Source organism: Faecalibacterium sp. I4-3-84, assembly GCF_023347255.1.
GTDB classification, from domain to species: domain Bacteria; phylum Bacillota; class Clostridia; order Oscillospirales; family Ruminococcaceae; genus Faecalibacterium; species Faecalibacterium taiwanense.
Genome location: NZ_CP094466.1, coordinates 985,333 through 1,003,899 on the forward strand (window position 1 = coordinate 985,333; position 18,567 = coordinate 1,003,899).

The following is an 18,567-nucleotide window of genomic DNA, read 5'->3' on the forward strand; positions in this document are numbered from 1 at the left end:
TCACAACTCCTTATTGCTGCTGTACAATCCGAATGATCGTCACACGAAAGTGCATATCTACTTTTATTTTATCACAATTTGACATTTGCGCCATATCAATTTGTTTCACCTTCACATTTTCTGCGCCTTGCACATCTGTTTTACCTTTTTCAAACAGAGACTGTGTGTTTTCGACAAAAAGACAGCCAATTCTTTGCCATTTCGCAAATTTCGGCTGATTTTCGCGGAAAAGTAGGACTTTTCTTTGTCTGAGCAGCCTCCCGGGATCGTTCTTCCGGGAGACAAAAATGCAGTGTGTCAGGCAGCGGAGATTCTGCTGTTTTCGCCCATTTGTACCCTCTGACAAAACCGCTAAAAACAAAGGCACCTGCAACAAATTCGCTGCTCTTCTGAAACTCAGAAGCGATCGTTGCAGATGCCTTCTTATTTTATATGATAGTGATAGGTGCTTTTGTGTTCCGCTTACAAAGCAGCAACAGCAGCCTTCAGCGCATCCACGCGGTCGGTGTTCTCCCACTTCACGCCCAGATCCTCGCGGCCCATGTGGCCGTATGCAGCCAGCTTGCGGTAGATGGGCTTGCGCAGGTCGAGTTCGCGGATGATGGCGGCGGGGGTCAGGTCGAACACCTTCTCCACAGCCTGCTCGATCTTCTCATCGGAGACGGTGCCGGTGCCGAAGGTATCCACCATGATGGACACAGGCTTTGCCACGCCGATGGCATATGCCACCTGCACTTCGCACTGCTTGGCAAGACCAGCAGCCACGATGTTCTTTGCCACCCAGCGGGTCGCATAGGCTGCGCTGCGGTCCACCTTGCTGGGGTCCTTGCCGGAGAAGGCGCCGCCGCCGTGACGGGCATAGCCGCCGTAGGTGTCCACGATGATCTTGCGTCCGGTCAGGCCGGTGTCACCCTGCGGGCCGCCCACAACGAAGCGGCCGGTGGGGTTGATATAGTACTTGGTGTTCTCGTCCAGCAGCTCAGCGGGGATGGTGGCCTTGATGACCTTTTCCATCACATCGGCGCGCAGCTGTTCCATGCTGACGCTCTCGCTGTGCTGGCTGGAGATGACCACAGCATCCACACGCACGGGCTTGTTGTTCTCATCGTACTCCACAGTGACCTGGCTCTTGCCATCCGGACGCAGATAGTCCATCTCGCCGTTCTTGCGCACCTCGGTCAGGCGCTTTGCCAGCTTGTGAGCCAGACTGATGGGCATAGGCATCAGCTCCGGGGTCTCATCGCAGGCATAGCCGAACATCATGCCCTGATCGCCTGCACCGCCCACCTGATCGTTGGTGCCCAGTGCGATGTCGGGGCTCTGGCCGTCGATGTTGGAGATGACAGCACAGGTGTCGGCATCAAAGCCGAACTTTGCGCGGGTGTAGCCGATATCTGCCACCACCTCGCGGACGACCTTCTGGAAATCCACATAGCAGTTGGTGGTGATCTCGCCCATGATGTGCACAAGGCCGGTGGATGCACAGGTCTCGCAGGCCACACGGGCATCGGGGTCGTGGGTCAGAATTTCGTCCAGAATGGCATCCGAGATCTGGTCGCAGATCTTGTCGGGATGTCCTTCGGTGACGGACTCAGAAGTAAACAGGTGTCTTGCCATTTGTTTTGCCTCCTAAAGTTTTTACAGCAGGGTGTGTATTTCTTGCTCCAACATTCCGTTCAAGCTTTTTTGCGCGAAAAATAAAAGCGCCCAGAGCCCGAAAGCTCTGAGCGTTGCACTCTTATCTCTCGGTTTCCCGCAGGATTTGGCACCTTGCGCTCACGCGCAGGTTGTCGGGCTTCACAGGGCCTGTCCCCTCAGCCGCTCTTGATAAGTCGGTATTCAGTTGGTACGTTCAGTATTCTATCATTGCTTCGTCAGATTGTCAAGAAGAGTATCACTCTTTATTACAATAAACATGGAACCGGATATGGCAGCCAGCCATATTCCATTCCAACTCGTACCTAAGCTACAATAAGAGAGTAATCGGCTAACGCATCATTCTCTGGGCTTCTACGCCCGTTCTAAAGACAGTTGACCATCTCTCTTGTTGTAGCATTCGTTTTAAGCAGGTTGAGCCACCCGCCAAGCGGAGCGTTCGTGTCACCCAATAGATTGAATCGGCAACGAGTAAAAGATGGATTCCGGTTGCAAATACAAAGTAATGGAGGAACCGTTATGAACGCTGTAGGCATTGACGTTTCCAAAGGAAAGAGCATGGTTTGCGTCATGCGCCCCTTTGGAGAAGTAGTACTCGAACCCTTTGAAGTTTTACACACCGCCCAAAGCCTGAACGATCTGGCTGGGAAGCTCAAAGCTTTGGACGGAGAGACCCGTGTCGTCATGGAAGCCACCGGGAATTACCACAAACCAGTTGCTTTCGTTTTACACGATGCGGGCTTATTCGTTTCCGTAGTCAATCCTGTTCTGATTCATGACTATGACAACAACAGTTTAAGACGTGTCAAAACGGATAGAAAAGACGCTGTTAAAATCGCCAACTATACGCTCGACAAGTGGACACGGCTACGACAGTATCTTCCCGAAGATGATACCCGGCTGGCTTTGAAGAATTGTTATCGTCAGTACCAGCAAGCCGTGGCAGTTCGTACTATGCTGAAGAATAATCTGATCTCATCTCTTGACCTGACCTTTCCAGATGCAAACAAGCTATTTTCAAGCCCCGCAAAGAGCAACGGGTGCGAAAAATGGGTCGATTTCATTGGAGACTTCTGGCACAGTGAGTGTGTTTCAAGCCTTTCCTCTGATGCCTTTGCTAAAAAGTATTTAAAGTGGTGTCAGAAGCACGGATATAATTTCACTCGCTCAAAATCGGATACGATCTATGCCTGTGCAGTCAATGCTGCTTCTCTTCCAAAATCCCCAACCTCAAAACTCCTTATTCAGCAACAGGTCGCTCAGCTGAAAGCCGTATCTCAGTCCGTGGCTGCATTCCAGCAGGAGATGCTTCGCCTTTCTCAACAGCTTCCGGAATTTGATACTGTGATGGAAATGTACGGCGTCGGCCCTTCTCTCGGTCCTCAACTGATGGCTGAGATCGGAGATGTCCGTCGTTTCTCATCCAAGAAATCACTCATTGCATTTGCAGGAATTGAACCGCAGCCAAATGATTCTGGCAAGATTGTGGGCAACGATAGCGGAATTAGTAAAGTGGGTTCGGCTGTTCTACGTAGGACGCTCTTTCTGATTATGACTGTCATCTTGAAGACACAACCTCAGGATGAGCCGGTTTTTCAATTCATGAACAAAAAGCGCTCTGAGGGAAAACCCTACAAAGTTTACATGATGGCTTCAGCCAACAAGTTCTTGCGAATCTATTATGCTAGAGTGAAAGCTGTAATGGACTCCAAACACTCAAAATAAGCATGGATATTTGTTTTTGGTCGTAATTTCCTCTTGAGCCTGAGCTGAATTCAAAGAACCGCTTAGCTGGCGCAGCGAACCCTTGACAAACCGAAGCATTCAAATGCTATCCTGATTTTGCGAGGGCTGGCTGGGCTTGCTTTGCTATCCCCTCCGTCGCCCTCGCTGTGTTTTGACCAGCATTTGAATACTGTTTGTCATGGGCAGCGGTCGGTTAGCGAATTTTCTTGTTTTGGGACTTGACTTTTATTAGCAGGTCTTTAGACATTATTCTGAAATTGATGGAGCTTTTGCGGTCCCAAAAAAGAAAAAGCACAGCCTCAGCCGTGCCTTTTCCATAAAATTTGCTCAGTAGCCCTTTGCCTGCTCGCCGTTCAGGATCTTGACGGCACGGGAGGTGCCCAGACGGTCAGCACCCAGCGCAAGGAAGGTCTCCATATCCTCCACGGTGGAGATGCCGCCGGCAGCCTTGACCTTGCAGCGGCCATGCACGCCCTTGACCATCAGCTCCACATCGTGGAAGTTGGCACCTGCGGTGGAAAAGCCGGTGCTGGTCTTGATGTAGTCCGCGCCTGCTTCGCAGACGATATCGCACATCTTTTCCTTTTCTTCGTCAGTCAGCAGGCAGGTCTCGATGATGACCTTCAGGACCTTGTCGCCCACCGCCTGCTTTACGGCGCGGATGTCCTCGCGCACGGCATCGTACTCCTTATTCTTCAGGCGGCCGATGTTGATGACCATGTCCACCTCGGCGGCACCATTCTCAATGGCCGTCTTGGCTTCAAACGCCTTGCTGGCGGTATCCATGGCACCCAGAGGGAAGCCTACCACGCAGCATACCGGGATGCGGCCCGCCATGTACTCCACAGCCTGCCTGACGTAGCAGGTGTTGATGCAGACGGATGCGGTGTGGTTGGCAATGGCTTCGTCACACAGGGTCTGGATCTGGGGCCAGGTGGCCTCCGGCTTCAGCAGGGTGTGATCGACATGGGAGAGAATTTCTTCACGAGTCATGTTTGTTTCTCCTTTTTACTTGCTGGCACGGCGCACCTTTGCCATGCCGACAGCACTCAGGGCAATTGCAGTTGCAGAGACCGTTGCACCAATGATGCCCAGCACCAGACCGGAGACCAGAAATGCAAAACCTTTCAGACCACGCTTCATAAAACCGTACCTCCTAAAAAATTATTTTTTCTTTTTAAAAATGATGAGTTTGCTGAACACATAGTTCAGCACGATCACCAGTACATTGGAAAAGACCTTCACGGCAAGGCCCCACAGTGCCTGCGCATTGTAGCGGCTGGTAACAAAGATCGCCGTGGGGCCGTCTGCACCGCCGATGACGGCAATGGCGGCAGAGCCATCCGTGACCCCCGCCGGTGTGCCTGCATAAGAGGCTGCCATCTGGATGGCCGTATCCGGGCTAAGCCAGTGGGCCACCACGCTCAGCACCCCCTGCATCAGCTCGTCCATCAGCGCTGCACCCTGCGCAGCCAGCAGATTGCCCAGCACCAGCATAATTGCGGTGTCCAGCAGCATTGTACCCAGACGACAGGTGACAAATGCACCAAATTCTCTCGCCATGGCCTTGCCCTGCGTTTTGCTGTGGAACACAAAGGCGCGGTTGGTGCAGTAGGCAAACAAGATGCAGATGATGTTATCCAGCACATTGCCCCAGCTGTTGGCGGCTGTATAGCCAAACAGCTTGTTGAACAGCGCATACAGCACAATGTTCAGCAGGGTGCACAGCACGCCGAAAACCAGATAGCTCAGCACTTCCCAGTGTTTCTTGAAAAATTTTATCATAAAAAATAACCCTCTCCGTCCGCTCACGTTGTTCGCGTCCACCTCTCCCGAAAGGGAGAGGTTTTGTCAGTTTTCCTCAAACTTTTTTGCTCACTGTTAAAAGCTCGCCCTTCGGGAGAGCTGTCGCGGCGCAAGCCGTGACTGAGAAGGGTTTCTCCCTTAACAAAAACAGCCCCGCCGCCGTTTTCCCGGCAACGGGGCTGTTGATCGCATTGTGTCAGAAGCTTTTCTTCCGAACGAAAGGCTGATTACTCAGCGTCGTCGTTCAGCAGGGCCTTCATGGACAGGCTGATGCGCTTCTTGTCGAAGTCGACATCCAGCAGCTTCACATCGACCATATCGCCGACCTTCAGTGCGTCAGAGACCTTCTCAACGCGGTCATTGCTGATCTCGCTGATGTGGACCAGACCATCCACACCCGGCAGGATGCGGACGAATGCACCGAACTTGGTCAGGGAGACGACCGGAGCATGGAAGGTGCTGCCGATGGGGTAGTTGTTCTTCAGCTGCTCCCAGGGGTTGTCCTCGGCCTTCTTGTAGCCCAGAGAGACCTTGTGGTTCTCGGTGTCGATATCCTTCACATACACCTCGATGGTGTCGCCAACGGAGACGACCTCGGAAGGATGCTTGATGCGGTTCCAGCTCAGCTCGCTGATGTGGCACAGACCGTCCACACCGCCGATATCGACGAATGCACCGTAAGAAGTCAGGCTCTTGACAACGCCGGTGTAGGTCTTGCCCACCTCAACGTTTGCCCAGAACTCTTCACGCTTTGCCTTGTTCTGCTCAGCGGTCACCTTGTTGATGCTGCCGACGATCTTGCGGCCGGAGCACTCGGTGACAACCAGCTGAACGTGCTGGCCAACCAGAGCGGTGTAGTCCTCATCACGGCGCATAGTAGCCTGAGAACGAGGAACGAACACCTTGACACCCTTGACGTTGACCACAACGCCGCCCTTGTTGAACTCGGTGACATCGCCCTCGACGACCTCGCCGGACTCAGCGGCCTTAGCGATCTCTTCCATGCCCTTGCGAGATGCGAGCTTCTTGCGGGAGAGCTGGATGACGCCATCCTGATCCATAACCTTCTCGACGATGAGGTCCAGCTCATCGCCAACCTTCACCAGGTCTTCGACCTTGGCGGAGGAATCATCGGTCAGCTCGCTCAGCTTGACAAAGCCGGTCTGCTTCGCTCCGATATCCACCTGGATCTCGTTGGCAGAGATGCTGGTCACGATTCCTTTCACAATACTGCCTGCATGAACACGCTTTTCCTCGGATGCATTCAGCATCTCCTCAAAGCTCATGCTGTCATTGATTTCTGCGCTCATACTGTTAAGTACCTCCTCAATAATAGACGATGGCGTTGAAGCCCCGGCTGTCACGCCCGCCACTTTAACATCTGCAAACCATTCCGGCCGAAGTTCGCTCGCTGTCTCGACCGTTACGGCACGCGTGTGTTTTGCGGCGACCTGTACCAGCTTTTGGGTATTGGAAGAATGATGACCGCCAATGACAACAACGATGTCGCATTTTTGGCTGAGGTCTTCCGCTTCCTGTTGCCTCGCCCACGTCGCATTACATATTGTATCAAAAATTCGGGCGTTTGTATAGGCTTTTTTGAGAAACTCCGAACTTTCTTGCCATTTTGTAACCTGAAATGTGGTCTGTGCAACTGCAAACAGGGGTTTTTGCGGGTCAGAGGGGCCTTTCCATGCCTTCAACTCGGCCAGATCGGCAAAAACGAACACCTCTCCGCGGGTGTGGCCCACGATCCCCTGCACCTCCGGATGGGTCTTGTCGCCTGCCACCAGCAGCACCGCCCCCGCCTTTTCGGCCTCGGCGGCAATGCGCTGGATCTTCTGCACGAAGGGGCAGGTGGCATCATGGTAAGTGATGCCGCGCGCATCCAGCTCGTCGTACACAGTGCGCGGCACACCGTGGCTGCGGATGACCGCCTCGTACCCGGCGGGCACATCGGCGATGGCATCCGCCACAAGGGCACCCTTTTTCTGCATATCCTCCACAGCCTGCGGGTTATGGATCAGCGGGCCGAGGGTGGCCACCTTGCAGCCTTCGTTCAGCAGGCCATAGGTCAGGTCCACCGCCCGCTTGACACCAAAGCAGAACCCCGCCGTTTTGGCAACTCGGATCTCCATCTTTTACGCCCCCATCTTTTCCCACGCATCCAGCAGGGCCTGCTTGTTGGCACGCAGCTTTTTGGTGTCGCGGCGGCTCTCCATGGCAAACTGCTCTGCAGGCATCGGCTCGCCGTAGATCACCCGTACTTTGCAGAACAGGTGCATTTTTCCATCCGGCGTATCGTACAGGATGCGGCAGGGCACTACGTCCACCCCGGCCCCCGCCGCAATGACGAACAGTCCGCTCTTGGGCGGCAGAAGCTTCCCGTCCTTTTCGCGGGTGCCCTCCGGGAAGATGAGCAGTGTTTCGCCGTTTCTGCACTTTTCTACGGTCTGCTCAATGGCAGCCATTTCATCCTTTGTGCCGCGCACGCACACCGCGCCGCAGCACCGGAAGAACCATGTCAGGAAGCCGTTGATCTCGAACAGTTCCTTCTTGGCGAACACGATCATCCGCCTGCCCCACCGGGTGACCACGATGAACACCGGGTCGATGGCGGAGACATGGGTGGGTGCAAGGATGCAGCCCTTTGTCTTCACCTTTTTCAGGTTTTCGCGGCCCTCTACATGGATGCGGAAGCCGATATGCCACAAAAGCCACGCAAAGGGCACTAAGATGTAATATAATATCATTTTATCGTTTTATTCACTTTCTCCGCAATGATTTTCTTCATTGCAGCAAGGCTCTGTTCAAAATCCAGCTCCGAAGTGTCCAGCAGCACGGCATCGTCCGCCTGCTTCAGGGGTGCAGCGGCACGGTGAGTGTCCTGATAGTCCCGCTGCTTCACGTCGGCCAGCACCTCTTCATAGGGAGTATCGATGCCCTTGGCCTGATACTCTTTCCACCTGCGTGTGGCGCGGGCTTCCGGCGTGGCGGTAAGGAAGATCTTCACCGTGGCATCCGGCAGCACCACCGTGCCGATATCGCGGCCGTCCATCAGCACGTCCTGCTTTTTGGCCATATCCCGCTGCAGTTCCAGCAGAAAGGCGCGCACAGTCGGGTTTGCGCCCACGGCAGAGGCAGCCATACCTGCGGCCTCGGTGCGGATGGCGGTGCTCACATCCTCTTCCTTTAAATAAATGTGCTGTTCGCCCTCAATGGAGGCCAGCCGCAGCTCGATCTGGGGAAGCAGCGCGTTGACCGCTGCGTTGTCCTTGGGGTCCTTGCCTGCGCGCAGGGCATACAGGCCGATGGCGCGGTACATGGCACCGGTATCCACATAAATATAGCCCATTTCAGCCGCCAGACGGCGTGCCAGCGTAGATTTGCCTGCACCTGCAGGCCCGTCGATCGCAACAGATACCATGTTGTATCTCTCCTTTTTAAACTGAACGATTTAAAATGGCCTCCGCTCACGCTCTGGCCATCTTCAGCGGAAAATCATTTTAATATTTTTGCGCTCTGCGGAGCGCTCCAAACACATTTTCACCGGATGGGGTCGTAACGGAGGACTGCATTGCTGCTCGTTCCCTTCAGGAACAGTTGCGCAGCGGTCTGTGAGACTATCCCGGCAACAACCCTTTTTGTGAAAACGTATTTTGAAAACGACCGCAGTCGTTTTCAAAATACAAATCAAAAAAATCTATCCCTATAAATATGCCCAGAGCAGCGCGGAGGGCATTTAAAATTGTTTTATCTGTAATTATAGATGATTTGCAAATGCCTGTGCAGTGCAGAAGGCGATCTGCAGGTTGTAGCCGCCGGTATAGGCATCCACATCCAGCACTTCGCCTGCAAAGTAAAGGCCCATCGCCTTTTTGCTCTGCATGGTTTTGGGGTCCACCTCCCGCACGGACACGCCGCCGCTGGTGATCACCGCGTGGGCCAGATCGCCCCGGGCATCAATGGACACCCGCCAGTGCTTTATCAGCTGCACCAGCTCCCTCTTCTGCTCCCGGGTGATCTGGTTTGCCTTGGTAGCCGGATCGATGCCCCAGCGCGCCACCATCACCGGCTGCATACTGGACGGCAAAAGCTTTACCAGCGCGCCCTGCGCCGCATGGTTTGCCAGCAGGGCAAAATCCCGCGTGATGCGGTCATAAAGCTGCTCCTCGCTGAGAGCGGGCTTGAGGTCGATCTCTGCATGATACTTGTGTTTTTTCATGTCGCCCAGATGGCTGGATGCGCTCAAAGTCAGCGGGCCGCTGATGCCAAAATGAGTGAACAGCATTTCGCCCTGCTCGTCAAAAATGGCCTTGCTGTCCTCGAACAGGGTCAGAGTGACGTTTTTCAGCGCCAAGCCCATCATCTTTTTGCAGTCCGCGTCATGGCTCACAAGACTGACCAGACTGGGCACCGGCTCGATGAGGGTGTGCCCGGCCTGCTGGGCCAGTTTGTAGCCGTCGCCGGTAGAGCCGGTGGTGGGGTAGCTCACGCCGCCGGTGGCCACCAGCACGGCATCCGCCCGGTACTCCCGGCCGGAGGTGCCCCGCACACCGATGCACCGCAGTGCCGGGCCTGCCTTTTTCTTTTTGGGGTGGCGCGGTTTTTCCGGTGCGGCAGGAGCTGCTTCCGGCTCCGGCACCACCTCTTCCAGCAGCAGCTTTTTCGCGCCGTCATGCACGAGTTCAGCATCCTGCGCATAGCGCAAAAGAGCCTGCCGGATCTCTTCGGCCTTGTCCGACACCGGAAACACCCGGCGGCCGCGCTCCACCTTCAGCTCCACGCCAAGGCCCTCGAACAGTTCCATGGTCTTTGCCGGTGGAAAGGCCCCCAGCGACGAATACAGAAAGCGCGGGTTCGTGCGCACATGGCGTAGAAATTCCTCTGCCGGGCAGTCGTTGGTCACATTGCAGCGGCCCTTGCCGGTGACAAGGATCTTCTGGCCGGGCTTGTCCATGTGTTCCAGCACCGTCACCTGATGCCCCTGCCGCACGGCGGCACCCGCCGCCATCAGTCCTGCCGCGCCTGCGCCGACGATCAATACTTTCGCCATCCGTTTTCTCTCCCATCGCCTAATAATACGAGTATATCATACCAGAATCGACACGCAAAAGCAATGTTCTGCCGTATTTCTACCAATTACAATAGTTGGGCAAGGATGCTGTTCTGCACGATGAGACCCGCCGGGGTCAGGGCAAGGGTGCGGCCGTCAAAGCTTGCATAGCCCGCCCGGACGCAGTTTTGCACAAAGGCCAGCTGTGCGGTGGAAAATTCTTTCCCGTAAAGTTTTTTGTACGCATCCAGCGAAAGGCCTTTGCGCAGACGCAGCTGTAAAATAAGGTAGTCCTCTGCGCCGCAGCTGCCGTCCATCACCGGGGCGGCGGCATCGTTCAGGAAAGCGGCGGTGTCCGGCGGGTAGTAGAACCGTCTGCCGCCCATACAGGAGTGCGCCGCCGGGCCAAGGCCCAGATAGTCGCCGCAGTCCCAGTAAATGAGGTTGTGTCTGCCCTCATAGCCGGGCTTTGCAAAGTTGGAGATCTCGTACTGTTTGTAGCCGTGGTGTTCCAGCTGCTCCACCGCGTAGAGGTAAAAATCAGCCGCCTCGTCGCCGGTGGGCAGACCCTCGGGCGGGTGCTTTCCAAAGGCCGAATCCGGCTCGATCTTCAGCAGATACGCGGAAATGTGGGTGGCTCCGCCGTCCTCTATCAGTTCCAGCGTTTCGTCAAACTCAGCTTCGGTGTAGCGGGGCAGTGCCAGCATGATGTCGCCGCTGATGTTCGTAAACCCTGCCCGCCGGGCGGCGGCAAATGCAGCCCGCGCCTGCTTTGCCGTATGCGGCCTGCCCAGTGTGCGCAGCTGGGTATCCCGGGCAGACTGCACCCCGAAAGAGATGCGGTTCACGCCCGCCTCCCGGAAGCCTGCAAGGCTTTCTTCCGTCACCGTCTCCGGGTTTGCTTCCAGTGTGATCTCGGCCCCCGGCATCGGCCGGGCCGCATCGATCAGCCGTTTTGCCTGCTCCGGGCGCAGCAGGCTGGGCGTGCCGCCGCCAAAATAAAGGGTGTCCGGCTGCAGAGGTACTTCCGGCGCAAAGCGGGAAAGCTCCCGCAAAAGCGCATCCACATAAGCTTCCGGCACGCCGCGCTCACCGGGATGGGAATAGAAATCGCAGTATCTGCATTTGGAAAAACAGTACGGAATGTGTAAATAAAGCCCAAGAGACATACAATATCACAGCCTTTTTCATGAAACGTTCATTTCTATGCAGTATACTATATTCCGTAGACCGGAGCAAGGAAAAAGTGTTCCGGCAGAAAGAGACTGGAGGAGTCCCATATGGATTACAACTACAATGGTTACAATCGAGGCTACACGGAGCCTGCCATGACCTCGGCTGACTATATGAACCGCACCTATCGCTGGATGGCGGTAGGCCTGCTCATCACCTTTGCCGCGGCGTTCGTTACAGCCGCTACCCCGCTGCTGTACCTTGTCAACTCGCTGTATCTGGTGTTCACCATCGCAGAGCTGGTGTTGGTGTATGTGCTCAGCTCCCGCGTGCAGAACATGTCGGTGGGCGGCGCAAGAGCCACCTTCTTTGCCTATGCACTGCTCAACGGCATGGTGCTGAGCTACTACTTCTTGGTATTTGATCTGGGCACTCTGGTGCTGGCCTTCCTTGCCACCTCGCTGTACTTCGGCCTGATGGCGGTCTACGGCACTACTACCCACAAGGATCTGTCCGGCTGGGGTCCCAAGCTGATGATGGGCCTGTTCGCGCTCATCATCACCGGCTTTGTGGGCATGCTGTTCGGCATGAGTTTCCTCACCACGGTGCTGTACAGCGCTGTCGGTCTGGTGGTGTTCATGCTGCTGACCGCCTACGACACCCAGAAGCTGAGCCAGATGTTCTCCTACTACGCCTATGACGGTGAGCTGGCCGAGAAGGCTTCTATCTACGGCGCACTGACGTTGTATCTGGACTTCATCAACATCTTCCTGTATGTTGTGCGCCTGCTGGGCATGAACAGCCGCCGCCGCAACTGATTTTTGATCCGCAAAGGCTCTCCCGAAAAGGGAGGGCCTTTTTATTTGGTAATATCATTTAGAATATCCTCCGCTTCGCTCTGGGTATCAACACAGAAGGCCACAGAGGGAAGATGCATTTTCCGGCTGCGGCCCTTCCCGTGAAAGTGCAGCCCAGCCAGACCCGCAGGTCTGGCTGGGCTGCTATATTACAAAATATCATTTCCTCTAAATATGCCCAGAGCAACGCGAAGGGCATTTAAATAAAAGAATGCATAAAACCTGCCCTGCTGTCCCACACTAAGCCCAGAAGCAATGCGTACACAATGCAGCAGATGGGAGTAACGACAATGGAGCAGATCAAAAAGTTTTTGCGCAGCAGGGGCTTTACACTGGCACTGCTGGCCTGTCTCGTCGCAGCCGCAGCGGCGGGCGTGTGGGCAGTGCGCACCGTGCGGGATGAACTGAAAAAGAGCTACGACGACCTGACGACCCCGCAGGAAGAACCTGCACCGGAGCCGCAGCTCACCCTTGACCCACAGGAGGACGATGTATGGCAGCAGCCCGTGACCGACGCCGCAGAATCTGCGGCAAATGTACCCAAGCCCGCATCCTCTGCGTCCTCTTCTGGGGCGCAGTCTGGCTCTGGTTTGGTGCACGAACCCTCCGCACTGCAGGGCGCATCCTCGCCTGCCAGCAGTTCAGCTGCGCCTGCCTCCACGCAGCCCGTCTCGGGCAGGGTCTTGAACGCCTACAGCGGCGATGAGCTGGTGTACAGCAGCACCCTTGGCGACTGGCGCACCCACAACGGTGTGGACTACGCCTGTGCGCAGGATGCACAGGTGTGTGCTCCCGCCGCCGGTAAGGTGACCGCCGTGGACACCGATAGCCGCTGGGGCAGTGTGGTGTGCATCGAGGACAGCGCCGGGCACCTGTGGCGGGTGTGCGGCACTGCCGACCCCACGGTGCAGACCGGCGATGAAGTGAGTGTGGGTCAGGTACTTGGCCGTGCAGGCAGCATTCCCAACGAATGCGCCGAGGAGACGCATATCCATCTGGAAGTACTGCAGGGTGAGCAGTACCTTGACCCGGCAAAGCTGCTGAACTGATGCAGTTCGCTGTATTCCCTGCGTATTTTTCAGTAAAATATTCCAAGCAGCAAAAAATCGGAAAGGCCGTTCTGGTCTTTCCGATTTTTCATTCTATAGGATCGATGCAGGCTCAGGCATTTTCCAGCTCAACCACCGGCCAGCCCAGAAGGCGGATGGCTTCGCGGTCGTGGGTAGCCAGCAAGACAGGCTTTTCTCCGCAGCGCTCCCGCAGCAGCGCCGCAGCAGCGGCAAGGGTGTCCGGGTCCATGCCGGTAAAGGGTTCGTCTAACAGCAGCGTATCGCTGGCGGCCCACAAAGCCCGCAGCAGAGCCGTGCGGCGCTTCTGTCCGCCGGAAAGCCGTGCTGCAGGCAGGGCCAGTGCGGCAGTATCCATGCCAAGCTGTTGAAAATCTTTTATGATTTGCTCCTTGTATTGTTCTGCACTGCCGGGCAATACCAGCATCACGTTCTGCACAGCTGTCAGCTGCGGGCAGAGCCGGTCTTCCTGAAACACTGCTGCCACCCGGCCAACGCCCTGTACTATGCCAGAAGTGGGTTCTTCCAGCCCCATGAGGATGCGCAGCAATGTGGTCTTGCCCCAGCCGCTGGGTGCCCACAGCACCGCCGGGCCTTCCACCGTGAGGCAGAGATCCCGGAAAAGCGTTTTCTCCCCGAACTGTTTTGTCAGATGCTTGATGGTCAGCATTGCGGCACCTCCCCGGTCACGGCGCGGGTCACGCAGTCCAGAAGCAGCAGGAACAGCTTTTCAAACCCGGCGCTGAGCAGGATGATCACAAACGTCCATGCGAACAGCTCCCCGGTGGAAAGGGTGATCTTGGCCCGGTAGAGTGCATCGCCGATGCTGCCATTGGGCAGGCCGATCACCTCAGCGGCAACGCCGCTCTTCCAGCAGATACCAAGGGCCACGCTGCATCCCTGCCGGAAGGCCGGCAGCACCGCAGGCAGCCACACCGCCCGCAGCCGTCGGCCCAGCGGAAGGCGAAACACCTTCGTCATCTCCAACAGCTGTGGGTCTGCGCTCTGGATGCCGGTGCGCACCGCACCGTACAGCACGGGCAGCACCATTAAAAAGCTGATGAGCACCGAAAGCGATGCCCCCCGCACCCACACCAGCGCCAGAATGATAAAGCTTGCCACCGGCGTGGCTTTGACCAGCTGCAGCACCGGAGCAAGCAGCACATCTGCCGTGTGCCACGCCTGTGCGGCCACAGCCAGCACGATGCTTACGGCCACGCCCAGCCCAAAACCCAGCAGAATGCGCCCGGAGCTGAAACCCACCCGCTGCCAGAACTCTGCCTGCGGCAAAAGCTGCAAAAGAGTGCGCACCGCCTGCACCGGCGAAACAAGGAACACCTCCTGTCCCACCGCCATGGCGGCGCACTGCCACACCGCCAGCCAGAAGGCCGCAGCGCCCAGCCGCTGAAAAAATTGTTTATGTCGCTTCATAAACTTACCTGCTCCTGATTATAAATAAATGCAGGACGGCAGGGTGTTTCTTCAGCGAATGATCCGAGGATAGGCCCCTGTTGCCATAAGGCAACAGGGCGGGAGCTGGAAGCCCCGAATTTCGCGGAGAAAGCGCCCTGATGGCCTGCTCAGTTCTACATTACACATTATAATACCATATCTCTTTCCAAACGCCAATGACCCGTGCATCATGATGCATAAGAGCTTATCATGCCTGTCATTACTTTTCTTCATGTTTTTCTTTCTTGACATGAAATACATAAAACGATAAACTGAACTATATAAATCTCTGTCATCTTTGATGCAGGAAAGAAATGAGGTGTCTGTCCTATGCAGAAGCTCTCCGGCAAAAATCTGCTTTTGGTCGGCTTTACACTGTTTTCCATGTTTTTTGGAGCCGGGAACCTGATCTTCCCGCCGCATCTGGGCGCGCAGGCGGGCGTGAACCTCTGGCCCGCCTTTGCGGGCCTTGCCGTCAGCGCCGTCGGCCTGCCCATTGCGGGCGTGGTGGCTGTGGCACGGGCAGGCGGTCTGGATAAGCTTGCCGGCCGGGTGCATCCGGTGTTCGCCATGGTGTTCACCATTCTGGTGTATCTTTCCATCGGGCCCTGCCTTGCCATCCCCCGCACCGCCAGTACCTCCTTCCAGATGCTGGTGCCGCTGATAGGCGGCGGTACCGGGCTGCAGCTGGCCTACTCGGTGCTGTTTTTTACAGCGGCCTTTCTGGTGGCGCTGCGGCCGGAAAAGCTTACCGACTGGCTGGGCCGCATCCTCTGCCCCTGCCTGATCGTGCTCATCGTGGTGCTGTTTGCCGGGTGTCTCATCCATCCGCTGGCGGCACACTACGGCACACCCAGCGCAGAGTACGCAGCCCTGCCCGCTGTGCAGGGCATCCTGTACGGCTACCAGACCATGGACACGCTGGCCGGGCTGAATTTTGGCGCGGTCATCGCCCTGAACATCCGCGCCCGGGGTGTCACAGAAAGCCGTGCCGTGGAGGGCGGCACCATCCGGGCCGGTTTTATTGCAGGCGGGCTGATGCTGGTGGTCTACGCCATGCTGGGCCACGCCGGGGCCGAGACCGGCACGGTGTATCCGGGCCTTGCCACCGGTGCCGAGGTGCTCACCGCTCTGGCGCAAACGCTGTTCGGCCGGGCGGGCCTTGTGCTTATTGCGGCCATTTTTGTGATCGCATGCTTCAACACCTGCGTGGGCCTGATCGCCTGCGTGGGGCAGTATTTTCATCAGCTTCTGCCCCACATCCCCTACCCTGCCCTTGCCGCTTTTTTTGCTGTGGCCAGTATGCTGGTATCGAACCTCGGCCTTGCTGCCATCATCCGGCTGTCCACTCCAGTGCTGAACGCCATTTATCCCGCAGCCATCGTGCTGATCCTGCTTTCCTTTATGCCGGGCCTTGAAAAGCACCGGGCGGTGTATCCGCTGTGCATGGGCCTGACCGCCCTGCAGAGCATCGCCGCTGCGCTGCCGCTGGGGGCAGTATCTGCCGCCGCCAACGCTCTGCCGCTGGGCAGCATGGGCTTTGGCTGGGTGCTGCCTGCAGCGGTGGGACTGGCAGCCGGACTGCTTTTAAACAAATCTGATCTGCAATAAAATAACCTGAAAGGCCCGGTTCCCATGTTACAGGGAGCCGGGCCTTTGCTATTTACTGCAGTTTTTTGCGTTTTTCGTAGTCGTTCAGGGCGGCAAGCGCTTCCTTTGCCATGGGCACCAAGGCTATCATGTTGAAAATGGTCATCAGGCCAATGCCCACGTCGCCCAGATCCCACACCACCGTGTAGGCCTGCATACCGCCGATCACCAGCATGGCCAGCGCGATCAGCTTATACACGGTCTGGCTCCACCAGTTGTCGCCGCACAGATAGGCCACATTGCCGCGGGCATAGTACAAAACGCCCAGAAAGGTGGAAAAGCTGAACAGCGCCAGCGTGGCCGCAATGAACACGACACCAAAGCCGCCCAGATGGTACTGCAGGGCAGTCTGCAAAAGGTCCATGCCCGCAAGTCCTTCCGTGATCTCCTGCGGCACCAGCAGCATCAAAAAGGCCGTGCAGCTGCAGATCACCACCGTATCGATCAGCACGCCCAGTGCCTGCACAAAGCCCATCTTGACCGGGTCATCGCACTCTGCGGCGGCAGCTGCACAGGGTGCCGAACCGCTGCCCGCTTCGTTGGAGAACAGGCCGCGCTTGACACCGTTCATCAGCACAGCACCAAAGCCGCCAGCCACGGCCTGCCGCAGACCGAACGCTTCCGCAAAGATGCGCCCGAACACCGCCGGGAGCTTGGGCAGGTTGAACAGCACAATGCCCACAGTGATGACAAAATAGCACACCGCCATGATGGGCACCATCACGTCCAGACTTTTCACGGTGGCATTCTTGCGCAGCACGATCACCGCCGCAATGGCCGTGAGCACCAGTGTGGTAGTAAGCGGCGGAATATGGAACGCATTTTCAAACGCAGAACTGACCGAGTTAGAGATCACCTGACTGATGCCGCACCAGCAGATGAGGCCAGACACCGCAAACAGCGCCGCTACCACAGAGCGTTTGAGCTTTTTGCCGCGCCTGCGCTCCGCCAGCACATGCAGATAGTAAGCCGGTCCGCCGCGCCAGCCGCCGTATAGCGGGTCGGGCTGGCGGTATTTCTGGGCAAGGGTGGATTCGATAAAGGAGGTGGACGCACCCAGAATGGCAGTGACCCACATCCAGAACACCGCACCGGCACCGCCTGCAGAAACAGCAGCCACCACGCCCACCAGATTGCCCATGCCCACGCGGGTGGCGGTGGAAATGACCAGCGTCTGGAAGGAGGAAAGGCCGTCCCTGCCCTGCTTTTTCTCGCACACGGCGGCGATCATATCCCGGAACAGCCGCACCGGCAAAAGACGGGTGCGGCAGGTGAACCAGATGCCCGCCGTGAACAGCAGCACCACCATGAAGGAAATGCCGATGCCGCCGCCCAGCGGGATGGTGAACAGGTCGCCCCACAGCAGGCGATAGACGGATTCGATAAGATTTACCAGCAAGACAGATTCCTCCTGTACTTTGGGTGAATGAAGTTGTTGACTTTATTATAGTACAGTACAGAAGAATTGTAAATTCTAAAAAATTGATAGAAATAATCGATAATAAAAAAGAGATCCGTAAGGGACCTCTTAAAACAGGAACGGGGAACGGCATTTGAACCGTTCCCCATCGAGTAGCATTTGGCGGGTGTGCCCTTTCCCGCATTTCTTTTGGCCCAAGGGGCGTGTAGCAGCACATTCTCTACTTCAAACGCTACCTTATCCTACCCATATTATAGCAAATTTATTCCCGCGTGTAAAGCAGCTGGTTCTTCTCCAGAAGTTTTTTCAAGTTACGTTCGCGGAGCCTGTAAAATGTCATGACAGAATTCTTAAATCCCGCTTCATCGGTTTCCAGCACAAGCCTTACAACAACATTCCGGTTCGTATCCGGCAGTTTTTTCACGGCAAAAACTGTTCCAATATGCTTGCTGTCCCGAATGATCAAATCAGGAGAAAGCACAGCCTCCCGTCCATATTGCTCAAACAGAAGAAGATCCTCCGGATGGCGCTCTTTGATGTGTGCAATGCGCTCGTCCGTAACGATCACTTCAGTCGTTTGCAGCTGCCCGAAAAATGCGGTAAGCGGAGTAGGATCAAGATTCCCCAGAACGGTCATTTCCAATTTCCCACACCCCTGTCATAACAAATTGATTTATTGTAACA

At 56.1% G+C, this 18,567-nt stretch carries 18 protein-coding genes and 1 riboswitch; of the genes, 4 read left to right on the plus strand and 14 right to left on the minus strand.

Annotated elements, in window-relative coordinates:
- Window positions 1-10: 10 nt before the first annotated feature.
- Window positions 11-376 carry a hypothetical protein gene (locus tag MTP41_RS04900; RefSeq protein WP_249236315.1) on the minus strand — a complete coding sequence of 122 codons (366 nt, stop codon included), beginning with the start codon at window positions 374-376 and terminating at the stop codon, window positions 11-13.
- An 86-nt stretch (window positions 377-462) separates the two neighbouring features.
- A complete protein-coding gene (gene metK / locus MTP41_RS04905) occupies window positions 463-1,617 on the minus strand; it encodes a methionine adenosyltransferase (protein WP_120020500.1) in 1,155 nt (384 codons plus the stop codon).
- Window positions 1,618-1,735: 118 nt separating this feature from the next.
- A riboswitch (SAM riboswitch) is annotated at window positions 1,736-1,834 on the minus strand.
- A gap of 341 nt (window positions 1,835-2,175) precedes the next feature.
- On the opposite strand from metK, the gene MTP41_RS04910 reads away from it, so the two are divergent.
- The gene (locus tag MTP41_RS04910) at window positions 2,176-3,381 is read left to right on the plus strand and encodes an IS110 family transposase (protein WP_154244678.1); all 1,206 of its coding nucleotides are present in this window, start codon (window positions 2,176-2,178) and stop codon (window positions 3,379-3,381) included.
- Between the two features lie 348 nt (window positions 3,382-3,729).
- Here MTP41_RS04910 and deoC read toward each other — a convergent pair whose 3' ends face one another.
- The 8 genes from deoC to hemW all read right to left on the minus strand — a co-directional run bounded on the left by deoC (window position 3,730) and on the right by hemW (window position 11,433).
- Window positions 3,730-4,395 carry a deoxyribose-phosphate aldolase gene (gene deoC, locus MTP41_RS04915; protein WP_118529008.1) on the minus strand — a complete coding sequence of 222 codons (666 nt, stop codon included), beginning with the start codon at window positions 4,393-4,395 and terminating at the stop codon, window positions 3,730-3,732.
- A 15-nt stretch (window positions 4,396-4,410) separates the two neighbouring features.
- Complete coding sequence (locus MTP41_RS15570) at window positions 4,411-4,545, minus strand: hypothetical protein (protein WP_005944717.1); 135 nt, start codon at window positions 4,543-4,545, stop codon at window positions 4,411-4,413.
- 21 nt (window positions 4,546-4,566) lie between these two features.
- Window positions 4,567-5,187, minus strand: a complete 621-nt coding sequence (locus tag MTP41_RS04920; protein WP_249236316.1) for a GtrA family protein — start codon at window positions 5,185-5,187, stop codon at window positions 4,567-4,569.
- 248 nt (window positions 5,188-5,435) lie between these two features.
- Entirely contained in the window at window positions 5,436-7,346 is a 1,911-nt protein-coding gene (locus MTP41_RS04925; RefSeq protein ID WP_118529006.1) for a bifunctional 4-hydroxy-3-methylbut-2-enyl diphosphate reductase/30S ribosomal protein S1, read from the minus strand.
- A gap of 3 nt (window positions 7,347-7,349) precedes the next feature.
- On the minus strand, window positions 7,350-7,961 hold the full coding sequence (locus tag MTP41_RS04930; protein WP_249236317.1) for a lysophospholipid acyltransferase family protein: 612 nt from the start codon (window positions 7,959-7,961) through the stop codon (window positions 7,350-7,352).
- Entirely contained in the window at window positions 7,958-8,635 is a 678-nt protein-coding gene (cmk, locus tag MTP41_RS04935) for a (d)CMP kinase (RefSeq protein WP_154258973.1), read from the minus strand. Before cmk ends, MTP41_RS04930 begins: the two co-directional genes overlap by 4 nt.
- Window positions 8,636-8,971: 336 nt before the next feature.
- On the minus strand, window positions 8,972-10,264 hold the full coding sequence (locus MTP41_RS04940; protein WP_249236318.1) for an NAD(P)/FAD-dependent oxidoreductase: 1,293 nt from the start codon (window positions 10,262-10,264) through the stop codon (window positions 8,972-8,974).
- A gap of 86 nt (window positions 10,265-10,350) precedes the next feature.
- Window positions 10,351-11,433, minus strand: coding sequence for a radical SAM family heme chaperone HemW (gene hemW / locus MTP41_RS04945; RefSeq protein ID WP_249236319.1), 1,083 nt, complete (start codon window positions 11,431-11,433; stop codon window positions 10,351-10,353).
- A gap of 111 nt (window positions 11,434-11,544) precedes the next feature.
- Between hemW and MTP41_RS04950 the strand changes: the two genes are divergently transcribed.
- Both MTP41_RS04950 and MTP41_RS04955 read left to right on the plus strand, forming a co-directional pair.
- Window positions 11,545-12,255 (plus strand): Bax inhibitor-1/YccA family protein, encoded by a 711-nt coding sequence (locus MTP41_RS04950; RefSeq protein ID WP_249236320.1) that lies wholly within the window; start codon window positions 11,545-11,547, stop codon window positions 12,253-12,255.
- Window positions 12,256-12,584: 329 nt separating this feature from the next.
- Window positions 12,585-13,343 (plus strand): M23 family metallopeptidase, encoded by a 759-nt coding sequence (locus tag MTP41_RS04955; protein ID WP_249236321.1) that lies wholly within the window; start codon window positions 12,585-12,587, stop codon window positions 13,341-13,343.
- 112 nt (window positions 13,344-13,455) lie between these two features.
- Here MTP41_RS04955 and MTP41_RS04960 read toward each other — a convergent pair whose 3' ends face one another.
- Entirely contained in the window at window positions 13,456-14,031 is a 576-nt protein-coding gene (locus MTP41_RS04960; protein ID WP_249236322.1) for an ATP-binding cassette domain-containing protein, read from the minus strand.
- Window positions 14,025-14,792, minus strand: coding sequence for an ABC transporter permease (locus tag MTP41_RS04965; RefSeq protein WP_005943183.1), 768 nt, complete (start codon window positions 14,790-14,792; stop codon window positions 14,025-14,027). The genes MTP41_RS04960 and MTP41_RS04965 overlap by 7 nt, the downstream gene beginning before the upstream one ends.
- A 351-nt stretch (window positions 14,793-15,143) precedes the next feature.
- On the opposite strand from MTP41_RS04965, the gene brnQ reads away from it, so the two are divergent.
- A complete protein-coding gene (brnQ, locus tag MTP41_RS04970) occupies window positions 15,144-16,424 on the plus strand; it encodes a branched-chain amino acid transport system II carrier protein (RefSeq protein WP_249236323.1) in 1,281 nt (426 codons plus the stop codon).
- 52 nt (window positions 16,425-16,476) lie between these two features.
- Here the strand turns inward: brnQ and MTP41_RS04975 are convergent, their stop codons facing one another.
- On the minus strand, window positions 16,477-17,862 hold the full coding sequence (locus MTP41_RS04975; RefSeq protein ID WP_005943194.1) for an alanine/glycine:cation symporter family protein: 1,386 nt from the start codon (window positions 17,860-17,862) through the stop codon (window positions 16,477-16,479).
- 283 nt (window positions 17,863-18,145) lie between these two features.
- Window positions 18,146-18,526 carry a PBECR2 nuclease fold domain-containing protein gene (locus tag MTP41_RS04980; protein WP_249236324.1) on the minus strand — a complete coding sequence of 127 codons (381 nt, stop codon included), beginning with the start codon at window positions 18,524-18,526 and terminating at the stop codon, window positions 18,146-18,148.
- Between the last annotated feature and the right edge of the window lie 41 nt (window positions 18,527-18,567).

Coding starts and splice junctions, on each gene's coding strand:
- metK (WP_120020500.1), bottom strand. CDS start 1,617: ATGGCAAGACACCTGTTTACTTCTGAGTCCGTCACCGAAGGACATCCC.
- MTP41_RS04910 (WP_154244678.1), top strand. CDS start 2,176: ATGAACGCTGTAGGCATTGACGTTTCCAAAGGAAAGAGCATGGTTTGC.
- deoC (WP_118529008.1), bottom strand. CDS start 4,395: ATGACTCGTGAAGAAATTCTCTCCCATGTCGATCACACCCTGCTGAAG.
- MTP41_RS15570 (WP_005944717.1), bottom strand. CDS start 4,545: ATGAAGCGTGGTCTGAAAGGTTTTGCATTTCTGGTCTCCGGTCTGGTG.
- MTP41_RS04920 (WP_249236316.1), bottom strand. CDS start 5,187: ATGATAAAATTTTTCAAGAAACACTGGGAAGTGCTGAGCTATCTGGTT.
- MTP41_RS04925 (WP_118529006.1), bottom strand. CDS start 7,346: ATGGAGATCCGAGTTGCCAAAACGGCGGGGTTCTGCTTTGGTGTCAAG.
- MTP41_RS04930 (WP_249236317.1), bottom strand. CDS start 7,961: ATGATATTATATTACATCTTAGTGCCCTTTGCGTGGCTTTTGTGGCAT.
- cmk (WP_154258973.1), bottom strand. CDS start 8,635: ATGGTATCTGTTGCGATCGACGGGCCTGCAGGTGCAGGCAAATCTACG.
- MTP41_RS04940 (WP_249236318.1), bottom strand. CDS start 10,264: ATGGCGAAAGTATTGATCGTCGGCGCAGGCGCGGCAGGACTGATGGCG.
- hemW (WP_249236319.1), bottom strand. CDS start 11,433: ATGTCTCTTGGGCTTTATTTACACATTCCGTACTGTTTTTCCAAATGC.
- MTP41_RS04950 (WP_249236320.1), top strand. CDS start 11,545: ATGGATTACAACTACAATGGTTACAATCGAGGCTACACGGAGCCTGCC.
- MTP41_RS04955 (WP_249236321.1), top strand. CDS start 12,585: ATGGAGCAGATCAAAAAGTTTTTGCGCAGCAGGGGCTTTACACTGGCA.
- MTP41_RS04960 (WP_249236322.1), bottom strand. CDS start 14,031: ATGCTGACCATCAAGCATCTGACAAAACAGTTCGGGGAGAAAACGCTT.
- MTP41_RS04965 (WP_005943183.1), bottom strand. CDS start 14,792: ATGAAGCGACATAAACAATTTTTTCAGCGGCTGGGCGCTGCGGCCTTC.
- brnQ (WP_249236323.1), top strand. CDS start 15,144: ATGCAGAAGCTCTCCGGCAAAAATCTGCTTTTGGTCGGCTTTACACTG.